The sequence below is a fragment of the Paenibacillus sp. J22P51 genome, assembly GCF_059692215.1.
Genome location: NZ_JCAUAZ010000007.1, coordinates 170904 through 196764, shown reverse-complemented (window position 1 = coordinate 196764; position 25861 = coordinate 170904). Strand labels below are relative to the sequence as shown.

The window sequence follows — 25861 nt, the reverse complement described above, 5'->3', positions numbered from 1 at the left end:
ATTGGTGGCTTTTTTATATTCAATCTATGAAAATATTTCCTTTTTTCAAAGATTCCCCTTCCATTACGAACACTTGTTTGCTATAATAATAACAAGAACAAATGTTCCAATTAGATGAGGAGGTTGTTAACATGATGAACCCCAGTCACAATTTTCGGTTTATTGAGAGAGATTATTGGTACCAGAAGGCATTATGTGACACTGACCATCTTCTCCCTGGACAGATCGATGCCATGCTGGACGAAGCTCACTCCTATTATGCCGACTACACGTTCAAGTTTTATGATGATGGGTCGGTGACAATCATAGATAACGATACGAACAACCGCATTAAACCCAAAGAACTTACGGGTGCTGTCTATGATTTCTACATCCGCAAACGGATTTATATGATCAAAGCCAATTTAATTGAAAAGCAACTCCAACATGCCAATTGAAGCACAATAAGGCCATCTGACTCGGACTTTTCGTCCCATCAGATGGCCTTATGTTTACCTACATGCTATTCGTTATGATAACGGAAACAAGTTTGCGTGTGATCATTCACCATACCCACAGCCTGCATATAGGCATAACAAATCGTTGACCCAACGAATTTGAATCCGCGCTTCTTTAAATCCTTACTCATGCGATCCGAGATATCTGTTTTGGCAGGCAGTTGACGGCTGTCTTCCCACTGATTCTTGATCGTCTCTCCGCCTACGAAGCTCCAGATATACCTATCGAACGTACCAAACTCTTGTTGAACCTTAAGAAAGGCCTTCGCGTTCTGGACAACTGAAGCAATTTTCAAGCGATTGCGCACAATGCCGGGATTTTGGAGCAAATCCTGCAGCTTCGCCTCATCATAATTCACGATTACGTGCGGATCAAAGCCATCGAACGCTTCTCGATAGTTATCTCGCTTCTTCAAAATCGTATACCAGCTTAAACCCGCTTGAGCGCCTTCCAAATTCAGCATCTCAAACAAGACGCGATCGTCATGTACGGGAACGCCCCATTCATGGTCATGGTAATCTTGATATAAAGGGTCTTCATTAACCCAACCGCAACGGTTTGTCATGTTATTCTTTCACCTCATCCGAATATCGAACATGTGTTCTATTTCATTATAGAGCGATGACGAACACTTGTCCAGTTGGATTTAGCGATGTCATGATTATGACAACTGATAATAGCTTTGGGTGTTTGCCAGTAAGATGGAAGCCGTTTCTTCTAAGGACAATCCTTTCAACTCGGCAATTTGCTCAATAACAGCATGAATCATGCGAGGATGTGTCTCTTTACCTGCGAATGGCCCCTCAAACGGCCAAGGACCATCTGTTTCAACCATCATGTAAGCTAATGGATAATTACGAACAAGCGCTCTAATTTCATCCTCATAGAGGACATCCGGCGTGATCGATATATAATAACCAGCGCTTATCATACGCTCCACTGTTTCGTCCGACCCTTTGAACCAGTGAAAATGCGCTCTTTTGATCTTATATTTCGCTAGCATGTCACATACGATCTCAGCATCTTCATACACCGCATGAAGAACAACGGGCTTGTCCCATTCAGCAGCTAGCTGCAAGAATCGCTCCAGCAGGTGAATGTAAGGCGTCAAGTTGAAAACTTGCCCCGCTCCTTCCGCCTCTATGCGCGTGTAATAAGGCAGCCCAATTTCCCCAACTGCGATCAATTCGTTCGCATGCTCACCCATCCAGCAAATTAATGCCTCCAACTGATCTTCCGTTGGCAGTACCTGCTCAGGATGAAACCCATAAGCCGCAAAGACACGGTCTGGTGCTAGTAACTGCAATAACTTCGTGGCTTTACAGGAGTCCAGATGTCTGGACACCGCAATCAACGCCAGCACCTGTGAAGCTTCCAAATCTGCTATTATCGCCTGTGCTGATTCTTCCGTATACATATCGAGATGAATATGTGCATCAATCGCTAGCATCATTTGTTTTCTCCCGTCGCAAAAGTCCTTGAATATGCTGTCTGAGGGATAAAAAAGCCGGTTCTTGCAGAACAGCTTCCTGTCGTGGTCTTGCGAAAGGAACCTTCACCTCTTCCAAGACGCTGGCAGGCTTATTAGAAAGCACATAGATGCGATCCGAAAGAAAGAGCGCTTCCTCGATACTATGCGTTACAAATAGAATAGAGCGTTTATTTTGTTCCCAAATGTTAATCAGCCACGCCTGCATATCTTGACGTGTTAACGCATCTAAAGAGCCAAATGGCTCGTCTAAGCACATGAGCTCTTGTGGACTTAACAAAGCTCGCAGAAACGAAACACGCTGCTGCATCCCACCTGAGAGAACATGTGGAAGCTCCCGTTCGTAACCGCTTAAGCCAACTTTGGGAAGCCATTCTCTGGCTTTGGCAATCGCCGAACTGCGCGACTCCCCTGCCACTTCCTGCCCAAGCGCCACATTTTCCTCAATGGAGCGCCAGGGGAACAAAGCCGGCTGCTGCGGCATGTAAGAAATTAACCCCTTTTTACCCGTCACCTTCTCGTCATCTAGCCAAACTTCTCCAGAAGTCGGCCGAACGAGTCCACCTATGATATGGAATAAGGTACTCTTGCCACTGCCTGATGGGCCAATAATGGAAACGAACTCCCCTTGCTCGACATGCAGATGGATATCGGCAAGCACGGAAACTTGCCCTTTTTTGCTCGGGAATACGTGCCCGATCCCTGTAAGCTTTAATTTGCTCATGGATACAGCTCCTCCTCTTCTAAGAAGAACGTTTGACGTTCCAACGAATGACGAGCTTCTCTACCCCTGCAATCAGCCAGAAAAAAAGTAAGCTCAGTATTACGATGATCCCGATGGCCACAAATTCGCGATCTGCACGGAAAGCTGACTTTTGTAAAATCATATAATAGCCGAGCCCCACATTTCCGCCTAACCATTCGGCGATAACAGCTCCCATGACACTATAAGTGGCCGATATTTTGAGTCCCGTAAATAGGAATGGCAGCGCGTGTGGTAGCTCTAATTTATAGAAAATTTGGCGTTTCGAAGCACCAATCATTTGCATGTAGTTGTACATGCTGCGATCAGTCTGCATAAAGCCATCTAGCGTTGACATCGTCACAGGAAAGAAACAGACAAGTGAAATCAATATTATTTTAGGTAAAAGGCCAAAACCAAATAAAATAATTAACAGCGGACCTAGCGCGATGACAGGGATATTTTGAGACAGAATTAACAATGGGTAAAAGCCCGCCTTAACGAATGGCAGCCTATGTAATACACTGGCAACGAGAACTCCGCCAAGGGCTCCCACACTAAACCCAATGCACATTAAGCGGACTGTTGCCCACATGTGCATCCACACGCGCGGCATATCTGTTGTGCCGTCCCGCCATATTTTGAGTGGACTCGGAAGCAACCAATCGGCAGCCCCTCCCCACGTAACAGCAAGCTGCCAAATAAACAACAGAAGGATGACTACCACTAGTGGCGGCCATCCTGCTTTGATCCAGCGATGGATGTTCATTATCTGTATTTCTCCGTCAGTTTGTCCATCGAAGCTCCGGACGGATTGAAGTAAATTTTCACTTGTGAAATAACGTTCGGGCTGCCCATTTCAATCATCGCAGTATTCATATCTTGGATAATCAGAAGGAGCTGATCCAGCTCACCCTCCATTGTCGTCTCCAGAGGGGAGACGAAATATTTGACACCAGACTTCGCGATCACTTCGATCGCACGATCTACATAAGGAATAACATCTTCGCCATTCACCGTTTTTGGAATGATTTGAATACTGACAAGTGCATTAGCCATTTGAATTCTCCTCTTTTAGGACACGGAATTATTTCGAACTGCCGGGTAAAAATGTATTCGTAAATGCCGCATCCACGTCCAGCTTTTTCTCCAAAAGCTTGTGGTCCAGCATCCAAGTGGCGTAATTTTCCCACACGGATTTCTTCTGTTCGCCCCAACGAGCTGCGTCGTCTTGGTAGCGTGGACTTAACCATTTTTGACTGGCAACGACCAATTTAGGATCAAGATCTGGCACGGCTTTGATCAGAATATTAGCCGCATCTTCAGGCTTCGTAATCGCATATTGATAGCCTTTGGAAGCTGCTGCTACGAATGCCTTAACGATTTCTGGTTTCGATGAAATCATCTTCTCATTAGTCGCCAGAACCGGAGTATAATAATCCAGTTTATCCGAATATTTGTTTAAATAAATCATGTTGAGCGGCTCACCGCGAAGTTCTGCATCGACACCTGTCCACGCATAGTAAATCCAAGCGAAATCGATATCGCGTTTGACCGCTGTAAAATAGTCCGCATCGCCGATATTGACCATTTTCACCTTCGTCGCATCTGCCTTCTCGGATTGCATTAATGAATCGATCATCGCACTTTCAGCAGGGGCTCCCCAGCCGCCGTAAGATTTGTTCTCGAAATCCTTAGGTGTTTTAATGTTCTTTGCAACTGGTGAAGCAAAGCCAGACGTATTATGTTGAATAATTGCTGCAATCGAGACTAACGGCACGCCTTGAATTCTTCCTTGCGTAATGCTTTCTTGATAGCTCACACCAAACTCAGCCGCACCAGAAGCGACCATCGTATCAGCTCCGCCTTCACCTGGCGCTATGATTTGCACATTTAAGCCCTCTTGCTCAAAAAAACCTTGATCCTTCGCGACATACAGTCCCGTATGGTTCGTATTTGGTGTCCAATCAAGGACAACCTTCACGTCGGTCAGCTTTTTGGCTCCATTCGTTGGTTGAACAGACTTCGCGTCATCGCTGCCGCAGCCTGCCATAAATACTGTAAAGCTGACAAGTACAAGTGGTGCTATTTTGTTCCATTTCATTTCTTTTTTTCCCCTCTCTGCGTCTCTTGATGTACCCATAAGAAAAAGCCCCCCGTTATCCGGAAGCGCCATGTGTAGAAAATGATATTTCCAATCGATACCATCGATGGATTTGCATTTATATGAGACTTCTACGCTGGCATTCCCTAAGAGTTAATAGACATAAAAAAGCCGCTAAAGACAATAGGTCTCTCGCGGCGTATACGTTGACATTAGCACACTTTTGGTCGTGTACAATCATTCTCTGCACTAGCATTATCTAGATCAGATCGAACGGTCAGCGGTATATCCCGCACTCTCAGCCTGACTACTCAAGCTCCCGGAAGGTTGCTATTCAATTTACATTAATATACCCCTACTACTATAAATAAGCAAGTTATCTTTCGCCGATCGTTCTTAGTAAATACATTTTTTTGAGTTTAAGTAATATAAAAATGAACTAAAATAAAAAAAGGCTGTAGATAACAGCCTTCTTCCACCTATTTATTGAATACTTAGCTTATCAAGCCTGCTTTAATTGCGCGAGCTACATTAACTGTACGCTTCGCCTGATGTTTTACCGACTTCTCAGCATCTTCAACGATTTTACCGGATTGATCAACAGTAACACTGGTACCATAAGGATTTCCACCGGAAGAGAAAATAACTGGATCTGTATAACCAGGTGCTACAACAATTGCCCCCCAATGATACATAGAAGTATATAAAGAAAGAATCGTTTGCTCTTGACCACCATGTGAGTTTTGAGCGGATGTCATTGCACTTACAACTTTATTGGCGAGTTTTCCTTGAAACCATAAACCACCTGTTGTGTCAATAAATTGTTTCACTTGGCCAGGCATATTGCCAAAACGAGTTGGAATGCTAAAAACAATGGCATCTGCCCACTCTAAATCTTCTAAAGTGACTGTTGGGATATGTTTAGTTGCTTCAACATGCCCCTTCCAAACTGGATTTGACTCAATGACAGCTTGCGGGGCAAGTTCAGGAATCTTTAGGACTCTAACTTCCGCTCCTGCTTCAATTCCACCTTCTGCCGCCCAATTGGCAAGTTGAAGATTAGTACCTGTTGAACTGTAGTAAATAACTGCAAGTTTTATATTTGACATGCTTATATGCTCCTTTTTTGTTCTATTTCCAAAGATTTTATCGAGAAAACCCATTCCAAAACACCACCAGCATATTATTAACTTGAAAGACTTTATACAGAAGCTAACGCTTATTTTGCTATTTTTTGATCCTTTTTGAAAAAAGAATCAATAGAAAGTGAATAACTTCCATTTAAGAAAAGATAAATAGCAATCCCTATCATAGTAAGATCAAGTTCGTATCCAGCCATTTGACCATTTCCGAAGAATCCGACTGCTAATTTCACTTTGAAAGTAGCAACTAGGAGGATTATGGCCAATAGCGCGGACATAATACGTGTACCGAAGCCCAGAATCAGTGCAATTCCTCCTATAATTTCTATAGTTGCAACTACATATGCCATATAGCCCGGAATCCCGATACTTTCGAACCAACCAGCAATATTGCCAATACCTCCTTGATACTTATAAACCCCATGAGCAAAGAAGGTTATTCCCAGCAATAATCTTAATATCAATGTACCAATATGATGATAATTCCTCACTTTTTTGCCTCCTTTTTACTAACTTTTTTAAAGTTATAAACTTTATGTTTGTATGATACTGTAACTAACTTACTTTTGTCAAGTAACTTTAAAATAATTTATTAAAAACAAGGAAACGGTCTCGGCATAAGCACAAATCGGACACCTTTAATTGTTATTTTTATAACACAAAAACCACCTTCCATAGGTGGAAAGTGGTTTCACTTACAGCACAACATTCAATTATCGAACCTATTTAACAAGACTCAACTGCCAAGTTACACCGAAGCGATCGCCTACCCAACCGAATCTTTCGCTAAAAGGGTAAGCATCTAAGCCCATGTAGATTTTGCCGTCTTGTGATAGCGTTTCAAATACGCGATTAATTTCCTCGACCGTATCGCAAGTCACAAACAAGGATATCGAAGGTGTAAAGGTAAAGGCGTGCTGAACCGGACTGTCACTACACATAATTTGTTGTCCATGAATAGAGAAAGTCGCTTTCACAACACTTCCTTCAGGTCCAGGTCCTTCGGGACCATAGCGCTGAATGCTGACAATCTCAGATTGATCAAATACCGAGGTATAGAAATTCATCGCTTCCTCAGCCTGACCCTCAAACATCAAAAATGGCTTAACCTTTTGCTTCCCTTCGCTCACTACTTACAACCTCCTAGTGGATTAACCAATCTTTTAACTGCTGCCCTAGCCTCTTCGCATCTTCATACCCAAGCTCATGCAATTTCTCCAGCTTGCGCGGATCTTTCTCCATCCGTCCAACTTCCACTTTGGTTGAAGGTCGGATGATGAACGCACTTCCATCTGCTTCCATGCGTTCAATCGTTTCTAAGGTGTTATTGTAAATCTCACTGCGATTCACAAGCACATCTACTAAGCCGTTATATTTAGGATAGAAGCTTTTCGCCAACCAGCGCTGCTTGAATGGCCGTTTGCGGTAACCAAGCTCCTTAGTCAATACAATTATATGCTTTTTATTGCCGTCAGCGACCGATTTCTGAACGGGGATCGGATCAACCAATCCGCCATCAAATAAGGTTCTTCCCTCATAATGTATCGGCGTAGCTACAAAAGGCAAAGAGCTCGAAGCTTGCACGATTGGCATTGTTTGCTGCTGCAGTTCATGCTTCGTGAAATAAATCGGCTCCCCTGTATGCGCATCTGTTGTACCAATAGCAAATTGCTGCGAGGAGGCATAGAACGTGTCATAGTCAAATGGCACTAGCCGGTTCGGCAGTTCATTAAAAATAAAATCCATACCAAATATACTTTTGCTGCGCAATAAATTACGATAGCTTAAATAACGGGGATCCGCGATATACCCGATTGTTACTTTTTTATTCCGCCCAGGTTGTTTAGAAATATATGAAACGGCATTGCATGCCCCCGCTGAAACACCAACCACATAGGGGAAATATAAATCCTGCTCCATAAAGTATTCCAAGACTCCTGCGGTGTATACGCCTCGCATACCTCCGCCTTCCAGTACGAGTCCAATTCCTTCCATGGTGACACCTTCTTTCTGTCTGTCTCAAGCCCCTTTCTAGCATACAGGAATTGTAAATTAAAAGAAACGGGCTTCTTTCTTCGAAAATGAGACAAAGATGAAGATTTCATCCTACTTTCTTTGACTAATTGAGGGAAATCACAGTTCAACCGTATTTTTGCCGAAATTTAACGTGTACGTCAACTTTTCAATCTCAGTTCTCTGTAACCGTACATTAAAATTGACAAAAACCCTTGTTCCTAAGAAAGGACAAGGGTTTGTAAGCATTCAGAAATCCTTAAGGTGACTAACGATTTTCTTTATACAATTCTTTGATGACCAGAAATTCATCCAGATTGCTTAGAAAGAGATCTACAATGACGGGGTCAAAATGTTTACCGCGTTCAGATTTCAATAAATCTAATACACGATCTAATTCCCATGCCTTCTTATAAACACGATCGCTGCACAGGGCATCAAAAACATCTGCTAGGGCTGTTATTCGACCATACAGGTGAATATTGTCCCCATCAAGCCCTTGTGGATAACCTGTCCCATCAAATCGTTCATGATGCTGATGGGCAATAATCGCCGCGGCGTGCAGCACTTTCTTATTCGAATGCTTAAGCATTTCATAGCCTAGATTAGAATGAGTCTTCATGATTTCGAATTCTTCAGTGGTCAGTGGGCCTGGTTTATTCAGGATCGCATCAGGTATCCCAACCTTACCTACATCATGCATTGGCGTTGCTAATCGAATAATTTCAGCTTCCTGCTCAGACAAGCCGTATTTCAAGGCTAACAACCGCGAATATTCAGCTACTCTTTTCACATGATGTCCTGTCTCTTGTGACCGAGTCTCTGTGATTTCACCCATGGTATAAATGATTTCCTGCTGCGTGCTTTCGAGCTCATTGTTCAGATAAATATTCTCGAAGGCAACCGACACGTTCGCACAATAAATATCTACGAGGTAATGCTCCCATTCGCTAAGGGCATTAAACCCATTCATAAAAATCACGTTTTCCATTCCCATCTTGCTCTGGAAATAGATGACGAAACGATCCGCAGCAAAACTGCTTTTGCGAGTCTGAAACGCTAGCTCAATTTCCACTAGTACATCCTCAGGAACTACATCACGCGCTCTCGCATCTTGATTCGCTGCATAATCCCCGCTTGCCGCAAGAATATAAATATCCTCAACACCCTTAGTCACGGCGAAGCTGCAATGAATGGCATTCTTATGTAAATTTACGATGGAGGTCATTTGGGTCAATACACCGGATGCAAATTTTTTCATCGACTGCAATTCAAATAAAGTAGCCGATGACTTAATAATTTCTTCTAAGCCAATTCTGCTTTTTTCAATCGTTTTGATATCTCGAAAGGAACGCAGTGCTGTAACTACGGTGGTGAATAACTTCTGTGAGGTCAGCTCAGTCTTTTCTTTGTAATCATTAATGTCATAATCCATGATGACAGTTCTCTCAGGGGCTTGGCCAGGCTGGCCAGTGCGCAAAATAATGCGTACAGCTTGGTTATTCAATTCTTCACGAATAAATTTAACGATCTGCAAGCCAGCATCCTCGTATTCCATTACAACGTCTAATAAAACAAGGGCTGTTTGCGGTTGCTCTCTCAATAGATGTTTAGCTTCCAACGCAGAGAACGCGCTATGAAACTCCAATTTTCTTCCAGCAAATTCGAAATCCTGCAGTACCATTTTCGTCACTTGATGGATTTGTTTCTCGTCATCTACAATAAGTACGATCCACGGATCTTGCTCCATTGACCTTTGGCTTGCAACTTCATCGTCTTCCTCTGCAGCAAAAAGAAGCTCATCCTCATCGATAGACTCCACTTCCTTAGTCATAGCTCAGCTTCCTCCTCTTTGGGGATTGTTATCATAAATAAGCTGCCTTGCCCGATTACACTGGAACATTGAATCGTGCCATTTAAGGATTCTTTTACGAGGTTATAAACGATATTCATCCCTAAGCCTGTCCCGCCTTGTCCGCGGCTAGTGGTGAAGAAAGGATCAAAAATGCGATCCAACACATCTTCGGTCATCCCTTTGCCATCATCGGAATAAGCAAGCAGGATATGGTCGGGATTATCAATAACACGAATACATAAGTTGCCTTCATCTTCAGCATCATAAGCATGATTCAATGAGTTCATAACTAAATTCGTAATGATTTGAGATAATGCGCCAGGATACGTGTATAACTGAAGACGCTCGTCGCAGAATACGTCTAAGTGTATCTGGGTTTTCTTAAGTGTTGGCTTCAAGCTTGCAATAATTCCTTCAACATATTCTTTCAAAAGAAAAGTACGCTTCATTTCCACACTTTGATCGACGGAAATCTGTTTGAAGCTTCTTACCAGCGACGAAGCGCGCTCCAAATTCGAATGAACCATGGCATTCGTCTCGTGAGTAATGGACAGAAATTGCTCTAAATCCGATTTCTTCATCTTCCCAGACTCATATAAAGATTGAAATTGTTTCGTTTTCTGTTCTAGATATGTAATTGCAGTTACACCAATCCCAATTGGAGTGTTAATTTCATGCGACACACCGGCAACTAAATTGCCCAACGCACCCATTTTCTCTGAATGGACCAGCTGATCTTGTGTAACTTGCAAGGTATTCAATGCCTGCCCAAGCTCCTGATAGCGTTCATCCAAATTTCTTACCATATCATTGAAAGCTTCCGAAACCTCATCTATTTCCGGCGATGCTTTGAATTGCAACTTGGGCAAATCCCCGCCCTGTTTCACGATGACAGCTGCCTCTCGCAACCGACTTAATGGACGGATGACTATGAAACGAAGAATGAGCCATAGTAACGTGGATAAGATGAGAGCAATGCTGAGTCCAACGATCAGAATAAGCTTCGTTCTTTGTTTAAGCAGCAACTCTTCCTCTGAAGAGTCGAAAATAACCTCAACAGCACCAACAACAGCGCCATCTTCTTGCAGGGGTGCAGTCAATCGTACGATCGGCTTATCATTCTCCGCCATGGGGATACGGTCAACAATTGTGTTGTCTTGCTTCGGAATCACAAGGTTAGATGGGTTCAGTATCGTTCCAATTTCCTTACGATTTGAAGCCGCTAGAACTTTCCCTTGTTTGTCATACAGCTTCATATCCAGAACACGATTATTCTTATATTGAATGTAATCAAATATCTGTTGAATATCTGTGATGGATCTTGACTCTTCGTAGCGCCCGTTTATGGCAATCGTCATGCCGCTAATTTGACTCACATAAGCTTTTCGAATCGATTGATTGAGACTGATGGTATCAAACACCATCATTGTCGAAATCATCCCAACAGTAACAATTGTGACGAGTAACACGATGCGTCTTTGCAAGCTGAGCTTCTTTTGAAGAAAAGGCATGGTCACACCTACTTCACTTCAAACGTAACTGTTTTGCTAACATCGTATGGCGTGTGGTCATTATTATGTAAAGAGACCTTCACTTCATGCGTTCCTTTGCTCAAATGATCCAATACCTTTTGTTTAGTTGTAACAACAATCTTCTCACCTTTATCCAACGATATATGAACATGTCCTTCACCTTCAACACGTTGTTGATCGTAATGCTCCTTAGATAATTTGAGATCCGTTGTCAGATCTAAGGTCACAGTATCGTCTTTCACAACATTCGAGACCTCTAAAGTTGGTGTATACGAAGCTGTTGTTGACGTGGTTGTCTTGGCTGAACCACAACCGGAAATAACGATTGTTAACGCTGTAAGTAAATAAAAACTTTTGAACTTATTCATTATGTCATCCTCCGTGAAGATGTTTTTTGTCTAATCATGTCAAAAAGACTATCCTCTCTAGCTTAAGAATAATCAAGGAGTTTGTCCACTTTTATTTTGGAAACATGTGTAAGATTACGGGTGCTTCGATGAATAGTTTTTTTATTCAAAATTGTCTGACAATTAATGTCGAATCTTCATGATAACGCTCACATTTTGCGCTTACCCAGGAAATAATTTCATTTCCCGAAACCGAATGATTTCCCCAGTTTTGGCGCAATGTAGTAAAGTCGCTTTTCATAGCTTCTCCCTTTTCATTATGAACCCATAGGAGGTCTCCCCCCATGACAGGAACCAATCAGCATCAACAGCCAGTTCAGCACGCCATTGACGCCGCTGATCATGCCATTCTTCAAGCACAAGCCGCCCAGCATGAGCTGCAAGTCGCCATAACAGAAGCCAATCCACATGCCATCCAATCCGCTCAAGCCGCACTTGTTCAAGCAGACCAGCAGGTTCAGTCAGCACAAAGACAATTAGCAGAGTTTGCAAACGATCAGTTTGGGCAGCAAATCAAGCAAACCTTCGAGCAATTGAACCAGGCCGCTCAGGATATCGAGGCTAATCAAGAGAAGTTTCATACACCTAAGCAGATTCGATAACAGCTTATCTCTCCCAAAAGTGATCGATATTCGATCGCTTTTTCTTTTTATGTACACATTATGTTAAACTACGTAGGAAGGTTTTCAAGTTATTTGGGGAGGCACTACATACATGCTCGTGATTGGAATTGCCGGAGGTACCGGTTCAGGTAAAACAACAGTAGCTAGATCAATCATTACAAAGCTCGGGTCCACGAATGTGACCTTAATTTCACAAGATAATTATTATCTTCATCATAGCGGTCTTACTTTCGAAGAGCGGGAACGCATTAATTATGATCATCCTCGTGCTTTTGAAAATGAATTGCTCCTTCAGCATTTGCAAATGTTGAAAAGCGGGCAACCCGTTGACATTCCTGTCTACGATTTCACCCAGCATGCACGCTCACAAGAAACGATTCGCGTTGATGTTAAGCCGATTGTGCTCCTTGAAGGTATCCACGTTTTAACGGATGAAGAGCTGCGCGGCGCGCTGAATATCAAAGTTTTCGTTGATACAGATCCAGATGTCCGTGTCCTCCGTCGTCTATCTCGCGATATTAATGAACGAGGGAGGTCCTTGCAATCCGTTTTCGATCAATATTTAACGACGGTTAAGCCGATGCATGATGCTTTTATCGAACCATCGAAGAAATACGCGGACATCATCATTCCTGAGGGCGGAGAAAATCAAATCGGCATCTCACTGCTTACAATTTTGACAGAACGCTATATGACCGATCAAGCTGCTAATTACGAAATCGGCTAAAATAGGAAATCAAGAAAAGCCACCTTCCTTCCAAACAAGGAAAGTGGCTCTTTTCATGTTGTACGAGCTTTGAAAATGAACCCTGAGAGCCCAAACAACAAGTATACAAGGCCAAGAAAGTAGAAAATGCTGACTACACTCAAATAGTGAAGTGCCATCCCTCCAACTAAGGGGCCGATGATACTCCCTACACTATATTGGATCGAGGCAATAATATTGGCTGTTGGCAGCAAATGACGCGGTAGAATATCAGCCGCATACGCGAGGCCCAACGAAAAGAAGGAGCCTACCATGCCACCTGCTACGCCTAAACAAAGCCCAAGTCCCCATAAGTTCGTGCCTACAAAGGGCACACAACTGAAGGCGAGAGCTCCAACTATGGCCGTCCCCATCAGGATTGGCTTTCGACCTACGCGATCACTCCATATCCCCAGCGGGAGCTGCATGATAAGCCCTCCGATACCCGTTACGGGGAGTAGTAAGCCGATTGTCGACTCCGAAATACCGATACGAAGCCCGTAAAGAGGAAAATTGCTGTTCATCGCAGCTTCCATGTAGCCAAAGAGCAAAGATGTGATAAGCGGAAACCACGCTAGCGAAATAACTGTCGTTGCCCGTTTATGTGCAGCTTCCGCACGCTCGGCTCGCTCGGGCTTCTCATTCTTGAGCCTCGTAAGAAGCAATAGAATCAATAGAAAGAAGCAACTTGTCACCATAAATGGCGCCCAAATCCCTGCTTTTAGCAAAGTAATCCCTAATGGCCCTAAACTAAACCCAACGCCATAGGCCATCCCGTAGAGGGAGATATTGCGTCCTCTCTTCTCCTTCGGACTGGAGGCTACGATCCAGAGTTGTGTGGCAAAATGCAAAGCGCTATCGCCAATTCCCACTAGAAGCCTCAGTACAAACCAAAAGCCAACCTGCTGCCACACTGGGAATAAGCAATTGGCGATAATGATTAAGCTCATCCCAATCATAATGACGGGTTTATAGCCATATCTTCTTACGGGCTTCTCGATGAAGAACATCGTCGCGAAAATTCCAATATAAAGTGCAGCGGCGTTTACCCCGTTGGCATCTGTTGAAACACCTGATCGATCCAGCAAAATCGTGAGCAGCGGTAAGAGCATTCCTTGACTCATCCCCGCCACGATGATCACCATTATTAATGTCGTTAATTGATAATTGGAGCGCAATAATTTAAGAGCCATTCCCAAAATCCACCGTTTCCCATCTCTCGGCATAGTCATTTAGCTTGCCATGAAGGGGAACACGGAAATGCGTAAATATGACGAGTCTTGCTTTTTTAATCCACTCCTTGAAGGATGGATATGTAATGAATAGGTTCGCGTAACGATCACTCATACAAATAAAATGAGGGCCTGGAGATTTCTCTGCCAGAAAGCTTAACGACGTATCTAACGGCGTGTATTTCTTACGCTTTCCTTCCCATTTATCCACTTCTACTTGAAGGGTTGTATCTACATCCTCCAGAAGCTCTTCAAGATGCTTCACACGGGCATAGTAAGGCATTTCCGCTCGAATATCCATCCTGCGCAGCGTTTCCTCATGCTGTGGATAAAAGATTACACGCACGAATTTCCGTTCCTCTGCCCAAGCAATAAAAGTGCGCATCTCATACGCTGTCCAGTCTTCGAATGTTTCGAATATCAAGACGGTTCCCTTCTGTGTTTCTGCCGGGGGTTCATACCCGAAGGGTACCTTGATTTGATCTCTTGCCATAGCGTCCTCCTCTAGTTGTTTTACACTAAGTTGACATATTTAAACTTCTTACTCTTATGAGTAGTATACCCCTTCCATCTCCATGAAGCCATTGACTCGATTGGATTACGTGAACGCGTTGCGCTATAATTTGGGGGTACGTATTTTTTATTAAGGGAGACCTACAGAATGAGAGATCCGAGACTACAAACTTTTGCCCGAAACATTATTCGATATTCCGTGAGTCTTCAGCCCGGTGAGAACATATTGATTGAAATGATTGGCGTTAAAGACCCAGAGCTTGCGAAATGTTTAATTGAGGAAGTTTATGCCGCTGGTGGTAACCCGTTCATCGAATTGCGCGATCCTGCCATCACGCGGAGCCTGCAAATGAAGGGCACACAAGCACAATTCAGTGCGTGGTCTGACATTGAGCTTGCTCGGATGAAACAAATGGATGCTTACGTGGCTGTTCGCAGCGGAGATAACATTACAGAATCCTCCGATGTGCCTGATGAGCAAATGAAGCTATTCCTCAAGTACTTCCAGCGTCCCATCTTCGACGAGCGCATTAATAACACCAAATGGGTCGTTATGCGCTACCCGAACCCTTCTATGGCGCAGCTGGCTGGTAAAAGCACGGAAGCATTTGAGGATTTCTACTTTAATGTATGTAACCTGGATTACAGCAAAATGGCGAAGGCGATGGAATCCCTTGTTGATCTCATGAATCGCACAGATCGCGTTCGTTTAGTAGCCAAAAATACGGACCTCAGCTTCTCGATCAAAGGGATCGGAGCTGTTCCTTGTTCCGGACGTCGCAACATCCCGGATGGCGAGGTTTACACTGCGCCTGTGAAAGATTCCGTAAATGGCGTCATTAGTTATAATACGCCAACCATCTATTCGGGCACATCCTTCGAGAACATTGTGCTAACCTTCGAAAACGGGCGCATCATTAACGCGACCAGTAACGATACCAAGAAGCTTAACGAGATCCTGGATACAGATGATGGCGCTCGCTTCATCGGCGAATTCGCGATTGGCGTGAACCCTTACATTCAACATCCGATGAAGGATATCTTGTTTGATGAGAAAATTGACGGCAGCATTCATTTTACACCAGGTCAAGCCTATGAAACTGCGGATAACACCAATCGTTCTTCCGTTCACTGGGATATGGTCCTCATTCAACGACCTGAATATGGCGGCGGCGAAATTTACTTCGACGATGTACTTATTCGTAAGGACGGCCGATTCGTCATTCCTGAGCTGGAGAAGCTGAATCCAGAAAACTTAATGTAGTTAACTATAGCAATAAGCGTCAAATTAAAAAAGCAGTTGAGACTTACGAGAAGATTCTCTCGGTAAGCTTCAGCTGCTTTTTTATCCCAACCAATGGAAAATGACCTGTTCCGCGGATTCCGAATGCTTGGGCAAGCTTGCCGGGATGAGTCGTGAGGTTTGATTCACCTGACCAAGTGGCTTGGAGGTATGATCAGTGGAAAGTATTCGCACCTCGGCTCCCTTGGGTACGAATGGAAATACCTGCTGGATGTCCTCATTCGTCAAACGAATACAGCCCAATGATTTATTCCCTCCGATGGAACTCTCATCATACGTCCCGTGTAAAGCGATTGCGCCTAGTCCTAGACCTGCATCACCATAGCTCTGCATTGTCTTCCCCCTGGGCTGTTGCACGCGGTCTACGACCCGAAATTCGCCTTCTGGTGTGCTCCCAGATGAACCGAGTCCGACTTCTTTCTCCCAGAGCAAATACGGGCCGCTAACGAGCTTCAATTGATAGTCACCCTTATTGACTTCGAGATGGATGGGGTCATAAGGAACCCCAACTCCTCCAGATGTATTCGCATAGAACATGTGCACGACATCTGGCGCTTTGAGATCGTAAACCCATCCCCCATCCCCATTGTACACTTCTGTAATCGCATTCGAGCCTGAAGCGGCTTCAATTGGGATGAAGCTTAAATAATTATTGGGATAATCCTGCAGCAATTTATCTATTTGTGGAGGGGCTTGTCCTGTATCCTTCTTATATGATTCCAAAGCGGTTCGAACTAAATTAGCACCAATCGCGCTAAGCGGTTGGTGCTCTTCAAATTCTGCGTTCAGAAATCGGATGTGAACTAGGGCGTCTGCATCTGGTTGATAAGTAGCGACGACAATCGCACGTTTGATATCGTCCTCATTGGTCAGCAGCATGGTTTTTCCTTTATCCCTGTTATCATCAGACACAATCCCGTAAATCATTATATTCGCGTTCGGTATTTCCTTTGCCAGAACCAAGGCTTGCGCATGAAGCTTCTTTTCGATTTCTGAACTTGCCGTCTCTGGCGATAGATACAGAATAAAAGGCTTGTCCACCGTTTCGTAGGTGACCTGAGTGCCTACTCCCCAAATTTTCATTTTGGAAATCGTCCGAGAGATCGAATGATCACCAACTAAGAACAATACCAAAAGAACATTTAGAATCAGCAATACGATCAGCAGCATTTTCATAAATGGAGGTAATAATGGCTTTCGCTTCTCTGGCAACGTCTGTTCTAGATGTGCAACATGAGCGGCTTGTTGCTGATCCAACATGTGAATTGCACGATTCGCAGCAGAATAGAAAGGCGAGGGATAGGTTTTGAGCACTTCCGTATAGTGTAAACGAGCTCTTTTCCAATTCCCTTTCTCGCGAAATTTCTGTCCCAAATTGAAGTGTGCTTCCGGCGAGTTCGCATCCAAATAACGAATCACCTTCTCATGATAGAGCGGATCAGCATGACTGATGAACAAATTCTTGTGCAAATGGACGAGGTGATCATCGAGCTGGTTACGGAATCTTTGGTTTCGTCGGATCATTTGGCTCCTCTCCGATCATAAATTTAGCTTGTCTCACCAGTTGTATGATACAATTAGTATCTCTGATACATACTGTATCACGACATAAATGGAAAGACAACCCTTTTTGTAGCTGAACGATCGATGTACACCAATGACCAAAAAAGACGCCCTCAACCCATTCAGCATTGGTCGAAAACGTCTTTTAATTTATTACGTTAAAGATTTAATGAGCAACTGTATTATAAGTCATAATCCAGATTGAACCGCCCACGATGGTTACTAGAATAACAAGGCCAAAGAGCAGCGCCATAATGTTCCAACGGGCGTTCTCGCCCTCTTTGACATGCATAAAGAAGAACAATTGCACACCGAATTGCAGAACTGCCATGAGTAAAATTAAAATTAATGTCCCGGTTTTGTTAAGCATGTGGTTCATAACGACAACAAGTGGAATGATCGTCAAGATGATCGACAGCGCAAAACCGATAATATACGATTTCAATGTGCCATGAGACTCGTGATGTGATTCTGTTTGCGGTTGACTCACTTACATCACCCCCATGAGATAGACGACTGTAAATACGAAAATCCAAACGACATCCAAGAAATGCCAGTACAGGGAAATGATCGCAACTTTACGCTTCGTTACTGTAGTAATGCCGCGGCGTTTTAATTGAAAGATCAAACCAATCATCCAGATTAAGCCAACGGAGACGTGCAAGCCATGCGTCCCAACCAATGTGAAGAAAGCCGATAGAAAGGCACTGGTGCTGATCGTTGCTCCTTCATGATTAACCATGTTAATGAATTCTGCAAGTTCTAAGCCTATGAAAGAGGCCCCTAACAGCACCGTTACGATCAACCAACCTATTAATTGCTTCACATTCCCTTTGTACATACCAAGCAAGGCTAATCCGCTCGTAAAGCTGCTCGTTAGCAAAATGAAGGTCTCCGCAATGATGCCTGGCATCTTGAATAACTCTTCCGGAGTGGGGCCTCCATTCGTATTTTGATGAAGGACGATATAGGTGGCGAATAATGTACCGAATAATATAACGTCTGTGATTAGAAATATCCAAAATCCAAACGTTTTGAGCGATTCATGATCGTGTTCATGATCATGAGCACCATGTGCAGCTGTATGTGCCATTATACCTTCACTCCTTTCCATGCGTCTTCCGTGGCTTTCACTTCATCCGCTGGAATATAGTAATCCGTATCATAGCTGAAGGAACGAGCAATCATACAGATAGCAACACCAATTAAGGATGGAATCGTCAGCCACATCCAATCCCACACGAAGCCAAAGCCTGCGAAGAACCAGAAAGCCGACATAATGAATGGGATTCCTGAATTCTTAGGCATATGAATGGGTTCATACGTTGAAGGAGCAGGTTGTTTTTTAACGCTACCTTGCTTTTCTTCCCACCAAACATCAGCCACTTCTGCTTTCGGCAGCACGGCAAAGTTATAAATGGGTGCTGGTGAAGGAATAGACCATTCCAACGTACGACCATCCCACGGGTCGCCACCCACTTTGTGTTCTTTGAGGAACTTGATGGAGTGCGCGATTTGCCACACTTGGAATAGGAATGCTAATCCCATCAAGAAGCCGCCTACGGTGGAAACCACGTTTAGCGGTCCCCATCCCATATCCCAGCTATACGTGTACGTACGACGAGTCATCCCGTCCAAACCAAGAAAATATTGCGGCATGAAACATACGTAGAAGCCAATGTTCCACAGCCAGAAAGCCCATTTACCCAGATGCTCATTGAGTTTAAATCCGAACATCTTCGGCCACCAGTAGTATAGTCCCGCAAAGTAACCGAAGGCTACCCCGCCGATCAAGACCTGATGGAAATGCGCAATTAAGAAATAGCTGTTATGGAATTGGAAATCAGCAGGCGCTACGGATAGCAGCACGCCCGTCATCCCGCCAACAACGAAACAAGGGATGAACGCGATGGTCCATAACATCGGAGTCGTGAATTTAATTTTACCCCTGAACATCGTGAACAACCAGTTAAACACCTTGACACCAGTTGGTATCGCGATGAGCATTGTACTTACCGCGAAAAACGCGTTCACATCAGCACCAGATCCCATCGTGAAGAAATGATGCGCCCACGTAAAGAAGGAAAATAAGCTAATAATCAACATGGCGAAAACCATTGATTTATACCCGAATAGCGTTTTCTTCGCAAAGGTTGCTACTACTTCAGAGAAAATACCGAAGGCAGGCAGGACAACGATATATACTTCAGGGTGACCCCACATCCAAATTAAATTGATATACATCATTGGATTGCCACCGCCGTCTAAGGTGAAGAAGTGCGCACCTAAGAAACGATCTAAAAATAGCAAAGCAAGTGTAACGGTTAAGATGGGAAATGCGAAAATAATAATGATACAACTTGAAAATACGGACCATGAGAACATAGGCATTTTCATCAATTTCATGCCAGGTGTACGCATTTTCAAAATGGTCACAATAAAGTTAATCCCCGTCGCTAAACTCCCGATCCCGGAAATTTGAATCCCCCAAATATAGAAGTTCTCTCCCACTCCTGGACTATGCGACAATTCAGATAAAGGCGGGTAGCTTAACCAACCTGCATCTGGTGAACCACCGATGATGAAGGATACGTTGAACAGCATCGCTCCCCAGAAGAACATCCAGAAACTGAGAGAATTCAAGAACGGATATGCGACATCTCGCGCTCCGATTTGCAGCGGAACAATAATATTGAACAACCCGAACATCAGCGGCATGGCCATGAACAAAATCATAATAACGCCGTGCGTGGTGAAAATTTGATTGTAATGATCAGGCTGCAAGAACTCACTGTCTGGCATTGCAAGCTGTACACGCATCAGCAGCGCATCAACACCACCGCGGAACAGCATCAGAATCGAACAAATGATATACATGATCCCGATTCGTTTATGATCGACACTCGTTAACCATTCGCGCCAAAGCCATCCCCATTTCTTGAAGAAGGTCAGAACGAATACAATCGCCACCAGAGTGAGCCCGATACTAACTTGGGCACCCAGAATCATCGGATCGCCTGTAACGAAAAACTCGGATGCGAAATCTTTTATTTTATCGAACATGAGATGATCTCCCTTTCGTGAAACTTTGATCTAATACTACTTACTTCGCACCATGAATTTGACTATGGTCCATTTCGCTATGGTTCATGCCGCCTTGACTCATCGAGGCTTCCTTAGAGGTTTCTTTTTTCTCAGCTGTACTTGACCTCGAAGCATGCCCGCTATGACTAGATTGCCCCTTCGTGTATTTCGTCACAATTTGCTCGAAGAGACCGTCTGGGATCGAGGAGAAATATCTCACGCCTGATTTGCCAGGCAATGCTAATTCCTCATAGCCTTCCTTCGTCAATTTCGTAGGAACATTCTTCGTTTTGGCAACGAAGGAATCGAAATCCTCTCGTGAGGTTGCATTCACATCAAAGGTCATGTCAGCAAAATGCTCACCGCTGAAATTAGCACCCGTTCCGAAGTAATGACCGATTTCGTCCGCTTGCAAATACAGTGTCATCGCCATCCCAGACATCGTATAGATTTGACCGCCTAACTGCGGAATCCAGAAGGAATTCATTGGTGCATCTGACGTTAATTCGAACTTAATTGGCGTATCCTCAGGGATTTGCAAATAATTAACAGTCGCAATCCCTTGTTCAGGATATGTAAATAACCATTTCCAATCAAGTGAAGTAACTTGAACCGTTAGAGGTTTTTTATCCGACTCTAATGGTTTGGAAGGATCAGTCGCGTAGGTGTATTTCACAGTGATGACAGCGATCGCTCCAATAATAATGATGGGGATGGCCCACCAAATTGTTTCCAATTTCGTACTATGTGACCATTTCGGATCGTACGCAGCTTTATTTCCTTTTTTATCGCGATATCGCCATACAATCCAAGCCGTTAATACTAAAACAGGTACGGTGATAATAGCGCATAACACAGTTGTAATGACGATCAAATCCTTCAGTTCAGCACCAACGGGTCCCTTTGGATCCAAAACCATAGCTTGACTGCATCCTGACAACACTAAGATGATGGCGACCATCATGAAGATCAACGATGCTTGTTTAAGCTTTCTCTTCTTCATTTTACTTACCTCCCCTTCGACGTCACTAACTTATTATCAACATATCATCTTGTTCTACAAACTGCACCATAGCAAAACTCAACTTAACAAATACGTCAAAGGTTCGACGTTGGAATGTAAAACAAATGTCACAGAACGTTTGTTGACTCTGCTGGAAAAATATGAACAGCAAAAAGCCTTCCAAGTATTAAACTTGAAAGGCTTTCATAGTATTCCTTCGAATTCTTATTCTGATTCATTTTTGGCAACATTGCGTGAGTGTACCAAGTGAATCGCTGTCCGAATCACATAAATAAAAACACTACCTACCATGAAACCAATCCCCACCATTAATGTCGTATTGGTATCATTGAAGCTTTTTAAACTAACCAAGCTAAGTACTAAACCTATAGCAAGCAACGCCCACGCAGCAAAAGTCATCAATTTCACTAATGGCATCACATCTCGTTCAACGCGCTCAACTGGATTTGCGGATACAGCTCTATTTGACATTGTCATCACAACTCCTGACTTAATTGTAAGTGCTTTATATCTAGTATAACACAAAAAGCTGGTTTTGTTCATATTTTATTCACATGATGATCAAAATTTGGACAAATATGCACTGGGTAGGATTGGCACACTATAAAACGTTGACATAGGTTAATATTTGTGTTATGATTAAATATTTATTTGACATATTTCATTCCGGTAGATATGATATTTCCATGTCTTTTTACACTTATCATTCCAAATCGGAGGGTTTCGCATGCAAATTTCAGATGGACTTTATTCACTAGAATTGTCAGTTCCGCTCATGGGTAGAGTCAGCGTCTTTCACCCCGCTTTATTCGTCGATGAACAAGGCGCTATTCTCGTCGATACGGGCTATCCTGGCATACTTCCACTTTTCCAACAAGCGATGGAAGGTTGTGGCGTCTCTTTATCTAACTTGGATTCCATCATTATCACACATCAGGATCTTGACCATATTGGAAGCCTGCCTACCCTTGTCGAGACCTCTCCCCACGCGATTGAAGTACTCGCCTCTGAACTGGAGAAACCTTATATACAAGGTGATAAGATGTTAATCAAAGTAACGCCAGAGTCCATTGAACGTGCTGTTGCTAATTTACCTGCGGACACAACACCGGAATGGCGCGATGCGTTTCGCCGAAACCTTGAGAATCCACCAAAGGCGCCAGTTAACACCGTATTGGAAGATGGACAAGAGCTCGACAGATGTGGCGGGATCATTGTGATCCTTACGCCTGGCCATACACCAGGTCATATGAGTCTTTATCATAAAAAGAGTAAAACATTACTCGCCGCGGATTCCATGGTTGTCGTTGATGGCGTGCTTCAAGGCCCTATACCTGCGTATTGCGCTGATTATCCGTTGGCTTTGCAATCATTGAGCAAATACACACAATTCGACATTGAAAGAGTGCTGTGCTATCACGGTGGTCTCGTCACCGATAATGTGAACCAACGAATTGTTGAATTAGCTCGATCCGCAGAGGCATAACAAACAAATAAGGGCTGACTAACAGTAGATAACCTACCGATAGTCAGCCCTTGCTATTATGTACATTCTACTTCAGAAGTGTGTAACTACCGATAATCGGAAGTGGTTTGACTTGACCTTGTGCCGCTGCAACAATACCCAACACTGCCAAAATGACCAGAGCCAAGTTAGCTATCGGCTGCAAGAACCAACCAATGAACGGAATAATGCCGAGTACGACGTTCACGATAACCCAAGCTAGAAATAAAGTAAGTCCTTGATTGGCATGGTACGAAGCATACTTGGAGTCCTTCGCCGCGATTAACGGGACGAAGAACAAGATGTACGCAAGAATAGCCATACCCTTGTTACTTTGAATATCCGTGGAATCGTACATAGACAGCACCTCTTTTTCTCAGAGTTTACTCTTCCATTATATTCAGATTCCTGCAGCTATTCGCCCGCGTATGGACAAAACTCAAATTATTTTTGTCCACCCCAATCCCGCAATAGTTGCTCCTCACGCTCTGGCTTCAATCCAGCAAGTCGTGGGAGCGCCGGGTCACGACTTTGGTCCCAAGCCAACGTATCTCGGGCTGTTTCTGCTAGCGGCCTTGTTGTTAAGCCGGATTGGAACGCTTTCGAGTTGTTAAGCTGCAGCATACCAATCAAGCTGTCGCTAGGCAGCCAGAGAGGCAGCTCCATCCACGGTCCCACTTCTTGTTCGACCAAGAATGATTCCGGTACCCATGTTAGTGTTGTTTCATTACTGTTGGACTTACAAGCTTCTACAACCTCTTCCATCGAATACTCACTGCCACTCGCATGAATGGTACCGGTGACGCCTTGTTCAATTAAATCCAACGTCCATGCTGCAAGATCACGTACATCAATGAATTGCAGTCTGCGCTCTTTCGGCAGTGGAACTAGCACTTGACCACCTCGTTGCAAGCGTGCAGGCCAGTACGTGAAACGGTCAGAAGCGTCATAAGGCCCTACGATAAGGCCTGGACGAATGATAAGTGATCCTTGTGGGAATGCCTGTTGGACAACCTTCTCACACTCTGCCTTAAGCGCCCCATACCGTTGCCCAGGATCTTCTGCATCTTCTACTCGCAACACAGTTGCGGATTCATCCAGATGTAACTGCTTTAAATCCGCATATGCAGATACAGTAGAAATAAACGTGTAGTGCTTCGCACATTGCTTCAGGATCTCCGTCGAAGCCGCAACAGCCTCTGGCTGATAGCCACTCGTATCTATGACCGCATCCCATTTACCCTCATTGAGTTTAGCCAGATCGGTATTCCGGTCTCCCAGAATGTGTCGAACCTGTGGGAATGCTTGAGCATCGTGATGTCCACGATGGAATAACGTCACTTCGTGACCTTTCGATAGCGCCGCTTCCGTTAAGGCTCTCCCCAGAAATTTAGTGCCGCCAAGAATTAATATGTTCATGGATGACCTCCTGTACGTTTTGATTGGACAATCCCATCTAGAATTGCTCTTGCTTGCCTTACTTTCTCTTCCTCAACAGCTCCATCCACACTGCTATTCTCTCTTACCGCAGTGCCCAGATGCACACTTTGAACATCCGTTGATTGGACAAATGCAGCCAAGCTCTCCAGCGTCAGTCCACCGCCAGGCAAAATATGTAAATGGCTGCCGCGGGTTATTGATGCTAGCCTGCGAATTTGCTCAACCGCTTGCAGCACGCTCGCGGCCCCTCCCGAGGTAAGCACGGAACGAATTTGTTTATACGCAATGAGCTGCTGTAAGGCTTCTGCTTGTTGCGTTATCTCATCAAAGGCCCGATGAAAGGTGACGGGTAATGAAGTTGCAGCCATAAGAACGTCCAGCGTTCGATGATCGATTTCATTGTTGTGTGTAAGTACGCCGAATACAAGCGCGTTAGCACCTGCTTGTTTTGCACTTTGAATCGATTTGATCATACAAGCAATGTCATCATCTGACATATGAAACGAGCGGGCATGCGGCCGAATCATGACGTGAACAGGTAAACTAACGGTTTCACTTATCTGTTTCACAAGCTCGATCTGAGGCGTTAATCCACCCTGTCGCAAATCGGCAACGAGCTCTATCCGATCTGCACCGCCTGCCTCAGCACGCTTAGCATCCTGCAGTGTAGTCGCGATTACTTCCAATAACATGGTTCGAACAACCTCCCCTTCTATGACAAGACTTATCTCTTACTCTATCATAAATTGGACAACACAAAAAACTCCTTAATCCATGTGGATTAAAGAGTTAGGTATACATTATGATTAAGTATATGGTCCTAGATATTCGAAGCTTGCTGCCATTGTTGTTGTTGCACTTCGACGAGCTCAAGATTGGCAAATGATCGACTAAGCTTCAACATTTTCTCTGTTGCTGCTAATTTCGGCAGTGGTACACTCATAGGCTTGCCTTTGTAACATACGATAAACAACAATTTCATCACCTTCTCTTTCTTGGATTACGAATACAACATGTCATTGAATTTTCTACTATAACATTCGAAAGA

30 protein-coding genes are annotated in these 25861 nt (G+C 43.9%); 5 read left to right on the top strand and 25 right to left on the bottom strand.

All coding sequences use genetic code 11. The annotated features are described in order from the left end of the window. Positions 1–131 precede the first annotated feature (131 nt). Entirely contained in the window at positions 132–437 is a 306-nt protein-coding gene (locus AC58QC_RS17120) for a hypothetical protein (protein WP_497416336.1), read from the top strand. A gap of 65 nt (positions 438–502) precedes the next feature. Here the strand turns inward: AC58QC_RS17120 and AC58QC_RS17115 are convergent, their stop codons facing one another. From AC58QC_RS17115 to AC58QC_RS17055, 13 genes are all read right to left on the bottom strand, one after another. Further along, positions 503–1063: a DNA-3-methyladenine glycosylase I gene (locus AC58QC_RS17115; RefSeq protein WP_497416335.1), complete on the bottom strand. Its 561-nt coding sequence runs from the start codon at positions 1061–1063 to the stop codon at positions 503–505. Positions 1064–1159: 96 nt separating this feature from the next. Beyond that, complete coding sequence (locus AC58QC_RS17110) at positions 1160–1951, bottom strand: TatD family hydrolase (RefSeq protein ID WP_497416334.1); 792 nt, start codon at positions 1949–1951, stop codon at positions 1160–1162. After that, positions 1935–2711 (bottom strand): ABC transporter ATP-binding protein, encoded by a 777-nt coding sequence (locus AC58QC_RS17105; RefSeq protein ID WP_497416333.1) that lies wholly within the window; start codon positions 2709–2711, stop codon positions 1935–1937. Before AC58QC_RS17105 ends, AC58QC_RS17110 begins: the two co-directional genes overlap by 17 nt. A gap of 19 nt (positions 2712–2730) precedes the next feature. Then, positions 2731–3498, bottom strand: coding sequence for an ABC transporter permease (locus tag AC58QC_RS17100; protein ID WP_497416332.1), 768 nt, complete (start codon positions 3496–3498; stop codon positions 2731–2733). Next, positions 3498–3788, bottom strand: coding sequence for a thiamine-binding protein (locus AC58QC_RS17095; RefSeq protein ID WP_173109389.1), 291 nt, complete (start codon positions 3786–3788; stop codon positions 3498–3500). Before AC58QC_RS17095 ends, AC58QC_RS17100 begins: the two co-directional genes overlap by 1 nt. Positions 3789–3816: 28 nt before the next feature. Continuing rightward, a complete protein-coding gene (locus AC58QC_RS17090) occupies positions 3817–4872 on the bottom strand; it encodes an ABC transporter substrate-binding protein (RefSeq protein ID WP_497416331.1) in 1056 nt (351 codons plus the stop codon). Positions 4873–5327: 455 nt separating this feature from the next. Next, positions 5328–5942 (bottom strand): NAD(P)H:quinone oxidoreductase, encoded by a 615-nt coding sequence (wrbA, locus tag AC58QC_RS17085; protein WP_497416330.1) that lies wholly within the window; start codon positions 5940–5942, stop codon positions 5328–5330. Between the two features lie 110 nt (positions 5943–6052). Further along, entirely contained in the window at positions 6053–6466 is a 414-nt protein-coding gene (locus AC58QC_RS17080; RefSeq protein WP_497416329.1) for a DoxX family protein, read from the bottom strand. Between the two features lie 231 nt (positions 6467–6697). Then, positions 6698–7105 carry a VOC family protein gene (locus AC58QC_RS17075; RefSeq protein WP_497416328.1) on the bottom strand — a complete coding sequence of 136 codons (408 nt, stop codon included), beginning with the start codon at positions 7103–7105 and terminating at the stop codon, positions 6698–6700. Between the two features lie 13 nt (positions 7106–7118). Continuing rightward, positions 7119–7970 carry a patatin-like phospholipase family protein gene (locus tag AC58QC_RS17070; RefSeq protein ID WP_497416327.1) on the bottom strand — a complete coding sequence of 284 codons (852 nt, stop codon included), beginning with the start codon at positions 7968–7970 and terminating at the stop codon, positions 7119–7121. A 286-nt stretch (positions 7971–8256) separates the two neighbouring features. Then, the gene (locus AC58QC_RS17065; RefSeq protein ID WP_497416326.1) at positions 8257–9822 is read right to left on the bottom strand and encodes a DUF3369 domain-containing protein; all 1566 of its coding nucleotides are present in this window, start codon (positions 9820–9822) and stop codon (positions 8257–8259) included. Next, on the bottom strand, positions 9819–11354 hold the full coding sequence (locus AC58QC_RS17060; RefSeq protein ID WP_497416325.1) for a sensor histidine kinase: 1536 nt from the start codon (positions 11352–11354) through the stop codon (positions 9819–9821). Before AC58QC_RS17060 ends, AC58QC_RS17065 begins: the two co-directional genes overlap by 4 nt. Positions 11355–11362: 8 nt before the next feature. Continuing rightward, entirely contained in the window at positions 11363–11743 is a 381-nt protein-coding gene (locus AC58QC_RS17055; protein WP_497416324.1) for a hypothetical protein, read from the bottom strand. Between the two features lie 323 nt (positions 11744–12066). Here AC58QC_RS17055 and AC58QC_RS17050 point away from each other — a divergent pair, with 323 nt between their 5' ends. Then, positions 12067–12384 (top strand): hypothetical protein, encoded by a 318-nt coding sequence (locus AC58QC_RS17050; protein WP_497416323.1) that lies wholly within the window; start codon positions 12067–12069, stop codon positions 12382–12384. A gap of 112 nt (positions 12385–12496) precedes the next feature. After that, the gene (gene udk, locus AC58QC_RS17045) at positions 12497–13132 is read left to right on the top strand and encodes a uridine kinase (protein ID WP_497416322.1); all 636 of its coding nucleotides are present in this window, start codon (positions 12497–12499) and stop codon (positions 13130–13132) included. A 53-nt stretch (positions 13133–13185) separates the two neighbouring features. Here udk and AC58QC_RS17040 read toward each other — a convergent pair whose 3' ends face one another. Beyond that, positions 13186–14343, bottom strand: coding sequence for an MFS transporter (locus AC58QC_RS17040; protein WP_497416321.1), 1158 nt, complete (start codon positions 14341–14343; stop codon positions 13186–13188). Further along, positions 14333–14875, bottom strand: a complete 543-nt coding sequence (locus AC58QC_RS17035; RefSeq protein WP_497416320.1) for a hypothetical protein — start codon at positions 14873–14875, stop codon at positions 14333–14335. The genes AC58QC_RS17040 and AC58QC_RS17035 overlap by 11 nt, the downstream gene beginning before the upstream one ends. A 168-nt stretch (positions 14876–15043) precedes the next feature. Between AC58QC_RS17035 and AC58QC_RS17030 the strand changes: the two genes are divergently transcribed. Further along, positions 15044–16159: an aminopeptidase gene (locus tag AC58QC_RS17030; RefSeq protein WP_497266323.1), complete on the top strand. Its 1116-nt coding sequence runs from the start codon at positions 15044–15046 to the stop codon at positions 16157–16159. A gap of 81 nt (positions 16160–16240) precedes the next feature. Here AC58QC_RS17030 and AC58QC_RS17025 read toward each other — a convergent pair whose 3' ends face one another. The 6 genes from AC58QC_RS17025 to AC58QC_RS17000 form a co-directional block, all read right to left on the bottom strand. Next, a complete protein-coding gene (locus tag AC58QC_RS17025) occupies positions 16241–17722 on the bottom strand; it encodes a L,D-transpeptidase family protein (protein ID WP_497416319.1) in 1482 nt (493 codons plus the stop codon). Between the two features lie 205 nt (positions 17723–17927). Beyond that, complete coding sequence (gene cyoD / locus AC58QC_RS17020; protein WP_497416318.1) at positions 17928–18251, bottom strand: cytochrome o ubiquinol oxidase subunit IV; 324 nt, start codon at positions 18249–18251, stop codon at positions 17928–17930. Beyond that, positions 18252–18854, bottom strand: coding sequence for a cytochrome o ubiquinol oxidase subunit III (gene cyoC / locus AC58QC_RS17015; RefSeq protein ID WP_497416317.1), 603 nt, complete (start codon positions 18852–18854; stop codon positions 18252–18254). Then, positions 18854–20824 carry a cbb3-type cytochrome c oxidase subunit I gene (locus AC58QC_RS17010; RefSeq protein WP_497416316.1) on the bottom strand — a complete coding sequence of 657 codons (1971 nt, stop codon included), beginning with the start codon at positions 20822–20824 and terminating at the stop codon, positions 18854–18856. The genes cyoC and AC58QC_RS17010 overlap by 1 nt, the downstream gene beginning before the upstream one ends. A gap of 40 nt (positions 20825–20864) precedes the next feature. Then, on the bottom strand, positions 20865–21848 hold the full coding sequence (gene cyoA / locus AC58QC_RS17005; protein ID WP_497416315.1) for a ubiquinol oxidase subunit II: 984 nt from the start codon (positions 21846–21848) through the stop codon (positions 20865–20867). Positions 21849–22073: 225 nt separating this feature from the next. Next, on the bottom strand, positions 22074–22340 hold the full coding sequence (locus AC58QC_RS17000; RefSeq protein WP_497416314.1) for a hypothetical protein: 267 nt from the start codon (positions 22338–22340) through the stop codon (positions 22074–22076). A gap of 256 nt (positions 22341–22596) precedes the next feature. On the opposite strand from AC58QC_RS17000, the gene AC58QC_RS16995 reads away from it, so the two are divergent. Next, positions 22597–23355, top strand: a complete 759-nt coding sequence (locus AC58QC_RS16995; protein WP_497416313.1) for an MBL fold metallo-hydrolase — start codon at positions 22597–22599, stop codon at positions 23353–23355. Positions 23356–23422: 67 nt separating this feature from the next. On the opposite strand, the gene AC58QC_RS16990 is transcribed toward AC58QC_RS16995, so the two are convergent. The 4 genes from AC58QC_RS16990 to AC58QC_RS16975 form a co-directional block, all read right to left on the bottom strand. Further along, a complete protein-coding gene (locus AC58QC_RS16990) occupies positions 23423–23731 on the bottom strand; it encodes a DUF4870 domain-containing protein (protein ID WP_497416312.1) in 309 nt (102 codons plus the stop codon). A gap of 86 nt (positions 23732–23817) precedes the next feature. After that, entirely contained in the window at positions 23818–24792 is a 975-nt protein-coding gene (locus AC58QC_RS16985; protein WP_497416311.1) for an NAD-dependent epimerase/dehydratase family protein, read from the bottom strand. Next, positions 24789–25505 (bottom strand): copper homeostasis protein CutC, encoded by a 717-nt coding sequence (locus AC58QC_RS16980; RefSeq protein WP_497416310.1) that lies wholly within the window; start codon positions 25503–25505, stop codon positions 24789–24791. The genes AC58QC_RS16985 and AC58QC_RS16980 overlap by 4 nt, the downstream gene beginning before the upstream one ends. 128 nt (positions 25506–25633) lie before the next feature. Further along, complete coding sequence (locus AC58QC_RS16975; protein WP_497416309.1) at positions 25634–25795, bottom strand: hypothetical protein; 162 nt, start codon at positions 25793–25795, stop codon at positions 25634–25636. Positions 25796–25861: the final 66 nt, after the last annotated feature.